The organism is Arenibacter arenosicollis (assembly GCF_014397245.1).
GTDB classification, from domain to species: domain Bacteria; phylum Bacteroidota; class Bacteroidia; order Flavobacteriales; family Flavobacteriaceae; genus Arenibacter; species Arenibacter arenosicollis.
Genome location: NZ_JACLHY010000011.1, coordinates 144,168 through 151,106 on the forward strand (window position 1 = coordinate 144,168; position 6,939 = coordinate 151,106).

The following is a 6,939-nucleotide window of genomic DNA, read 5'->3' on the forward strand; positions in this document are numbered from 1 at the left end:
AGCTTGGGTATTAACCACAATAAAACCATATGAAAAGAGTAGTGATTACAGGATTGGGAGCCTTGACTCCAATTGGAAATTCGGTTGATGAATTTTGGGAAAGTGCCGTAAAAGGCAAAAATGGATTCTCAAAAATCACCAAGTTCGACCCCTCTTTGTTTAAAACGACATTCGCCGGTGAATTAAAGGATTTCGCGCCCGAAAAATATCTTGATCGCAATGAAATAAAAAGGAGTGACCCCTTTACCCAGTATGCGCTCTGTTCCGTAACAGAAGCATTTGGTGATAGCGGTTTAAACTTGGATACAATTTCTCCTTTTGATATAGGGGTAATTTGGGGAACTGGTCAGGGCGGTATGAAAACTTTTGAGGAAGAAGTGAAGAATTATACCCAGGGAGGGATGAATCCCCGTTTCAATCCCTTTTTTATACCCAAACTTTTAGCAAATATGGCATCGGGAATGATTGCTATGAAATTCGGATTAATGGGCATCAATTATACAGCGGTTTCAGCCTGTGCATCATCAAGCTCTGCCATTATGGATGCCTTTAACTATATTCGATTAAACAAGGCCAAAGTAATGGTAACAGGGGGGTCGGAAGCGCCCATAACAGAGGCCTCTATTGGTGGCTTCAGCGCCATGAAAGCTTTATCTACCAGAAATGATGACCCACAAGGGGCGTCAAGACCATTTGATGAAGATCGGGACGGATTTGTTATGGGCGAAGGAGCCGGCGCCTTAATTCTTGAGGAATATGAACATGCCCAAAAACGCGGGGCAAAAATCTATGCCGAAATAGTAGGAGCCGCAATGACGGATGATGCCTACCACATTTCAGCCACCCATCCCGAGGGTATCGGTGCAATAAAAGCTATGCAATTAGCCATGGAGGAGGCTAAACTAAATCCGGGAGAAATAAATTACTTAAACACCCACACTACTTCTACCCCTGTTGGTGACTTGAGCGAAATAAAGGCTGTGGCAAAAACCTTCAACAATGATTTAGACAACCTCAAAATAAGCGCTACAAAATCCATGACCGGGCATTTATTGGGAGCGGCAGGTGCAGTGGAAGCTATTTTATCCATAAAGGCCATTCAAAACAATATTATTCCACCAACAATCAACACCACAAAAATTGATTCCAATATCCCCACATCCATGCCTATAGTACTTAAGGAAGCCATTGACCATAACGTAAATGTAGCCATGAGCAACACCTTTGGATTTGGCGGGCACAATGCGACGACTATTTTTAAAAAATTATAAAATCTGGTGTTGTACACTAATGCTGATTTAAACTAAGACCGATTAATATAAAGAAATACAAACTCATATGAAACCACCCAAGGTTCTATTTTTTGACGTAAACGAATCCCTATTGGATTTAGGGAATATGAAAAATAGTATAGGGAAGGCCTTAGGGGGCCGAGAAGATCTCTTGCCACTTTGGTTTATTACCATGTTGCAATACTCGCTAGTATCGACCGCTAGTAGGCAATATGTAGATTTTGGCACCATAGGAGCCGCCACCTTGAGAATGGTCGCTGCAAATCATGGAATTCAATTATCAGAGGAAGATGCCAAGGTGGCGCTAACCCCATTGCGCTCCTTACCCACTCACCCGGAAGTAAAGGCTGCCCTGAAAAATATTAGAAATGCCGGTTATAAAATGGTCTCCTTGACCAACTCCTCCAACAAGGGAGTCGAGATGCAATTTAGGAATGCCGGTCTTACCAACTTTTTCGACGAACGATTAAGTATAGAGGATCTTGGAAAATACAAACCCGACAGGGATGTCTATAATTGGGCAGCCAGGAAAATAGGAGTTCAACCAAATGAATGTATAATGATTGCTGCCCACGGATGGGATATTGCCGGTGCAATGTGGGCCGGTTGGAGAGGTGCGTTTATTGCCCGTCCCGGACAACAACTGTATCCTTTGGCTCCACCGCCCGAAATAATTGAACCAGATTTACTTAAAATTTCTGAAAAACTCATCGCATTAAAAAACTAGTATATAGGACACACCTTCATCATCGCCACTATCATGGTAGCTCTTTATGTACATTTCCATCCCAACGTACCTACAGAAGTATTGCCCTTTGAGAGTTAACCTTCATACTTAACGGTATTCTACCTAATATTGACCTTTGTTAATCTATACCTATTTAAAAAACACTGATAAACATGAACTTGTAATATCAAAAGGACTAGATATCCCCAGTATTGATTTGAGCTTTTTTCAATAACTTGTAACCTCAGCCTACAACTTAGTTAAAACTTAGTGTTGACAGAGTCCATTTAAGAGTCAGTGGTCTACTGGATAAACTTATCTTAACAAAACGATCGATATGAAAACAATGACATGTAAACAATTGGGAGGTGCCTGCGACATACAATTTCACGCCAATACGTTTAAAGAAATGGCAGAACTAAGCAAAAAGCATGGTATGCAAATGTTTAAGGCGGGCGACAAATAGCACCTAGAGGCCATGAATAAAATGCAGGAACTCATGAAATCACAGGATGCCATGGCCAAATGGTTTGAAAACAAAAAAAAAAGGAATTTGAAACCCTACCTGAGAATAAATAATAAATCATGAAGGATTGAATCTAACCTAAGAACGGCCAAGAATTATTTATTAAGTTTCATCCGCTTTTTCAGAGCGCCTGTATTATCCGTTGGTTTTGGAAAAACAACCATGTAATTAAGACAGATGCAAATGGGGATTAATAGTGCAATTAATATCACAGTGTATTATTTTTATAAGTATTAAGCCAATTTAGCTTTATTCAATTTGGTAGAGAAAGACAAAGCTTTGGTTACCTTAGAATTTTTGAACATATACAAGCGGGCAACAGCGTTGTTATTTTTAAAAGCAACTTCTTGTTCTGCTGTAGCAGTTACAATACTCATGGTAACAGTTTCAACCTTAACTTCGGCAGCATCGTTTTGAGCTTGTGCAGCTACTCCGATAAAAAGAACAAAGATTAAAGTTAAAATGGTTTTCATGACTTGCGTTTTGTTATATATATAACTTGGGCAAGTGTACTTTTCTAGGTTCCGATTCGACGAAAAACACTGTTTCTCGTTAAGCGGAGAACTCTTGGATAAAGTGCAAAAAAATCCCGATGAACGTAACGGGCAGCAAATCACTTTAGCGATAAAAATTTGCATTTCACCGATGACTGTAAGTGTTTACTTACAATTTAAGCTCCTCTGATTTGTGATTTTAGCCACCTAAAATAAAAAATTGATAAAATACAGCAATCCCGGGATGAAGATTATTACCGATATTTATGTCGATTAACAGTCATTTAAAATAAAATACCTCATTGGACCGCTATAAGGAAACATTCGAGACTTGGAACAAAATAGCTTCCCTATATCAAGACAAGTTTATGGACCTGGACTTGTACAATGAAAGCTATGATCTTATTTGCAATTCGATATCAACAAAAAATGCCGGAATTTTGGAAATAGGCTGTGGCCCCGGAAACATCACAAGATATCTTTTATCCAAAAGGCCCAACTTCAATATACTAGGGATAGACGTTGCCCCAAATATGATAAAATTGGCAGAAAAGAACAATCCAACCGCTACATTCAAGGTTTTGGACGGCCGGCAGATCAGCGAACTAAACACCCAATATGATGGAATAGTCTGTGGTTTTTGCCTACCCTTTCTTTCACCGGCAGACTGTGTTCAAGTAATTGCCGATTCCCACAGATTGTTATTGAACAACGGCTTGCTATATTTAAGTTTTGTGGAGGGTGATCCAAACAAATCGGACTTCAAAGTAGGTAACAATGGAGATAGAGTCTATTTCCATTTTCATAAATTGGATACATTAAAAACACTTCTATCTCAAAATTCATTTGAAGAACCTGAGGTTTACCATATAAATTACCAGAGAACGGAAGCCCTAATAGAAAAACATACAGTCCTGATAAGCAGAAAAAATTAACACCAAAAGGACTAATTGTAAAAAAAAGTAAAAAATATTGGTTAAAATAAATATTCATCGTAATATTGCGATATATAAATAATAAGAGAATGGGATTAGCTAAAACAGAAATATTTTCGGATCAACAAAACGAAATTGCCATTTTTGCCAAAGCTTTGGGGCACCCGGCCCGAGTGGCTATTCTGCAGCATTTATTTAAAATAAATACCTGTGTATGTGGTGATCTTGTGAATGAAATTGGTTTGGCTCAACCTACCATTTCACAACATTTGAAAGAATTGAAACTCTTGGGACTCATCAAGGGTAGTGTTGAAGGAACCAGCGTCTGCTATTGCATTAACACCGAAAAATGGCTGGAAATGAAGGAGGTCATAAAACAATTCCTTAATCTGGACATAACCAAACAGGAGGATTGCTGCTAAAAAATTTAAAATCATTAATCGTATTATCGCAATAAATAAATATTAAAATGAAACTATCAGAGGTAAAAACAATATTAGGGCAATTGGATAAAATTGCATTTCAGTTGCCCAACGGAAAATTTGTACCGAATCATTTTCATGTTACGGAAGTAGGTAAAATAATAAAGAACTTTATAGACTGTGGAGGAACGGTTAGGAAGGAAGAAGTTGTAAATTTTCAACTTTGGAATGCCAATGATTATGACCACCAACTTCATCCGGAGAAACTGGTTCACATCATAGAACTATCGGAAAAAATATTGGAAATTGGCGATTTGGAAATTGAAGTGGAATATCAAGGCGAAACCATAGAAAAATTTGGATTGGACTTTGACGGCACCAATTTTCTTTTGGCCTCCAAACATACAGATTGCCTGGCGAAGGAAAATTGTGGTATTCCGGCAGAAAAACCAAAAATAAAATTATCCCAATTACAAGGAACAGCAGCCAATTGTTGCACTCCCGATTCCGGATGCTGCTAAACCCATTACGATCCCATAAACACCAATCTATGGCACCAGTAAAAACGAAGCTTTTTGCTAACATTGAGAATGCAATCTCTAAATTAAGCGTTGAAAATATAAGCAAGGAACGTAAAGAAATATTACAACCTCTTGTTGAATATGTACAGCACAAAATAAATATAGACGAGCCAGTAAGAATCAATTTTATATGCACCCATAATTCCAGACGGAGTCACTTGTCACAAGTCTGGGCACAGACAATGGCTTTTTATTTTGGCCTAAAGAACGTGTATTGTTATTCTGGAGGAACGGAAGCTACCGCCTTATTTCCAATGGCAGCGGAAACCTTAAAAAATTCAGGATTTAAAATTGAGACCATATCTCAAGGAGAAAATCCAATTTACAGCATAAAATATGGCGACAATGAACCTGCGTTGATAGGATTTTCAAAGAAGTTCGATGATGACTTTAACCCAAAATCTGAATTTGCAGCAGTTCTAACCTGTTCCCAAGCGGACGTTGGCTGCCCCTTTATAGCAGGTGCCGAAAGACGCATTCCAATAACCTTTGAGGACCCAAAGGCATTTGACAACACCCCTCAGCAGGCCGAAAAGTATCGGGAAAGAAGCCTTCAAATTGCAACCGAATTATTATATGTATTCGCCCAAATTAAATCCTAATAAATGGCATTCCGTAAAAAATTAAGCTTTCTGGACAGCTATCTAACCCTATGGATTTTTTTGGCAATGGCTTTTGGTGTTGGTATAGGTTATTTTGCTCCTAAATTTCCGGAAATCATCAACAAATTTAGTAGTGGAACAACCAATATACCCATCGCAATTGGGTTGATATTAATGATGTATCCACCACTGGCCAAGGTTAATTACTCCCTCTTGCCCAAGGTTTTTCAAAACACTAAAATTTTATCAATTTCGTTGGTCCTGAATTGGATTGTTGGTCCTATTTTAATGTTCGCTTTGGCCATTACTTTTTTAAGGGATTACCCTGAATACATGGTGGGATTGATCCTGATTGGGTTGGCACGTTGCATTGCTATGGTACTTGTTTGGAACGACCTAGCGGAAGGAAGCAGTGAGTACGGTGCCGGTCTGGTAGCTCTGAACAGCATTTTTCAAGTATTTGCCTACAGTTTTTATGCCTGGATCTTTATAACCGTACTTCCACCCTATTTCGGATTTGACGGTGCCATAGTAGATATTTCTATTGGTATCATTGCGGAAAGCGTAGCCATCTATTTGGGAATACCGTTTGCATTGGGGTTTTTAAGTAGATTGATTTTGGTGCGGCTAAAAGGGGAAGAATGGTACTCCAACACATTTATACCAACCATATCACCCATGACGTTGATTGCCCTATTGTTTACAATAGTGGTCATGTTTTCCTTAAAAGGAGAATTGATAGTGGAGATACCAATGGACGTTTTAATTATAGCAGTTCCATTGTTAATCTATTTTATGCTGATGTTTTTCATTGGTTTTTTCCTTACCAGAGCCATGGGTGCGGAATACGACAAAACGGCTTCTGTTGCATTTACTGCTGCAGGAAACAATTTTGAATTGGCCATTGCGGTAGCCATTGCTGTTTTTGGTTTGGATTCGGGACAGGCATTTGCCGGAGTCATTGGTCCCTTAGTGGAAGTTCCTGCCTTAATTTTATTGGTGCGCGTAGCCTTTTGGTTACGTAAAAAATATTATCCAATAGCCATGGTTCAATAGGGGCACTAAAGGTTTGGGAGATTCTGTATTTAATACTAACGACATTCTAGCTTAAGATTAAGCCAATTTAGCTTTATTCAATTTGGTAGAGAAAGACAAAGCTTTGGTTACCTTAGAATTTTTGAACATATACAAGCGGACAACAGCGTTGTTATTTTTAACAGCAACTTCTTGTTTTGCTGTAGCAGTTACAATACTCATGGTAACAGTTTCAACCTTAACTTCGGCAGCATCGTTTTGAGCTTGTGCAGCTACTCCGATAAAAAGAACAAAGATTAAAGTTAAAATGGTTTTCATGACTTGC

At 38.6% G+C, this 6,939-nt stretch carries 10 protein-coding genes; 8 read left to right on the forward strand and 2 right to left on the reverse strand.

All coding sequences use genetic code 11. The features are described from left to right. The first annotated feature begins 29 nt into the window (after window positions 1-29). The 3 genes from fabF (at window position 30) to H4O18_RS22385 (ending at window position 2,485) form a co-directional block, all read left to right on the forward strand. Window positions 30-1,271 carry a beta-ketoacyl-ACP synthase II gene (gene fabF / locus H4O18_RS12455; protein ID WP_187585038.1) on the forward strand — a complete coding sequence of 414 codons (1,242 nt, stop codon included), beginning with the start codon at window positions 30-32 and terminating at the stop codon, window positions 1,269-1,271. A 67-nt stretch (window positions 1,272-1,338) separates the two neighbouring features. Next, window positions 1,339-2,019, forward strand: coding sequence for a haloacid dehalogenase type II (locus tag H4O18_RS12460; protein WP_187585040.1), 681 nt, complete (start codon window positions 1,339-1,341; stop codon window positions 2,017-2,019). Between the two features lie 337 nt (window positions 2,020-2,356). Continuing rightward, entirely contained in the window at window positions 2,357-2,485 is a 129-nt protein-coding gene (locus H4O18_RS22385; protein WP_281387345.1) for a hypothetical protein, read from the forward strand. A gap of 293 nt (window positions 2,486-2,778) precedes the next feature. On the opposite strand, the gene H4O18_RS12470 is transcribed toward H4O18_RS22385, so the two are convergent. Then, window positions 2,779-3,018 (reverse strand): hypothetical protein, encoded by a 240-nt coding sequence (locus H4O18_RS12470; protein WP_187585041.1) that lies wholly within the window; start codon window positions 3,016-3,018, stop codon window positions 2,779-2,781. A 323-nt stretch (window positions 3,019-3,341) separates the two neighbouring features. On the opposite strand from H4O18_RS12470, the gene H4O18_RS12475 reads away from it, so the two are divergent. From H4O18_RS12475 to arsB, 5 genes are all read left to right on the forward strand, one after another. Next, entirely contained in the window at window positions 3,342-3,974 is a 633-nt protein-coding gene (locus tag H4O18_RS12475; protein ID WP_187585043.1) for a class I SAM-dependent methyltransferase, read from the forward strand. Window positions 3,975-4,063: 89 nt separating this feature from the next. Further along, entirely contained in the window at window positions 4,064-4,396 is a 333-nt protein-coding gene (locus H4O18_RS12480) for an ArsR/SmtB family transcription factor (RefSeq protein WP_187585045.1), read from the forward strand. Between the two features lie 47 nt (window positions 4,397-4,443). Beyond that, window positions 4,444-4,917 (forward strand): DUF6428 family protein, encoded by a 474-nt coding sequence (locus H4O18_RS12485; protein ID WP_187585047.1) that lies wholly within the window; start codon window positions 4,444-4,446, stop codon window positions 4,915-4,917. Between the two features lie 29 nt (window positions 4,918-4,946). After that, the gene (locus H4O18_RS12490; RefSeq protein ID WP_187585049.1) at window positions 4,947-5,579 is read left to right on the forward strand and encodes an arsenate-mycothiol transferase ArsC; all 633 of its coding nucleotides are present in this window, start codon (window positions 4,947-4,949) and stop codon (window positions 5,577-5,579) included. A 3-nt stretch (window positions 5,580-5,582) separates the two neighbouring features. Further along, window positions 5,583-6,635: an ACR3 family arsenite efflux transporter gene (gene arsB, locus H4O18_RS12495; RefSeq protein ID WP_187585052.1), complete on the forward strand. Its 1,053-nt coding sequence runs from the start codon at window positions 5,583-5,585 to the stop codon at window positions 6,633-6,635. A 57-nt stretch (window positions 6,636-6,692) separates the two neighbouring features. On the opposite strand, the gene H4O18_RS12500 is transcribed toward arsB, so the two are convergent. Further along, a partial coding sequence (locus H4O18_RS12500; RefSeq protein ID WP_343065464.1) for a hypothetical protein occupies window positions 6,693-6,939 on the reverse strand: 247 nt, incomplete at its 5' end.

Excerpts from the sequence above, each read along its gene's own strand:
- H4O18_RS12480 (WP_187585045.1), top strand. The coding sequence starts at position 4,064 with ATGGGATTAGCTAAAACAGAAATATTTTCGGATCAACAAAACGAAATT.
- H4O18_RS12490 (WP_187585049.1), top strand. The coding sequence starts at position 4,947 with ATGGCACCAGTAAAAACGAAGCTTTTTGCTAACATTGAGAATGCAATC.
- H4O18_RS12470 (WP_187585041.1), bottom strand. The coding sequence starts at position 3,018 with ATGAAAACCATTTTAACTTTAATCTTTGTTCTTTTTATCGGAGTAGCT.
- H4O18_RS12485 (WP_187585047.1), top strand. The coding sequence starts at position 4,444 with ATGAAACTATCAGAGGTAAAAACAATATTAGGGCAATTGGATAAAATT.
- H4O18_RS12460 (WP_187585040.1), top strand. The coding sequence starts at position 1,339 with ATGAAACCACCCAAGGTTCTATTTTTTGACGTAAACGAATCCCTATTG.
- fabF (WP_187585038.1), top strand. The coding sequence starts at position 30 with ATGAAAAGAGTAGTGATTACAGGATTGGGAGCCTTGACTCCAATTGGA.
- H4O18_RS22385 (WP_281387345.1), top strand. The coding sequence starts at position 2,357 with ATGAAAACAATGACATGTAAACAATTGGGAGGTGCCTGCGACATACAA.
- arsB (WP_187585052.1), top strand. The coding sequence starts at position 5,583 with ATGGCATTCCGTAAAAAATTAAGCTTTCTGGACAGCTATCTAACCCTA.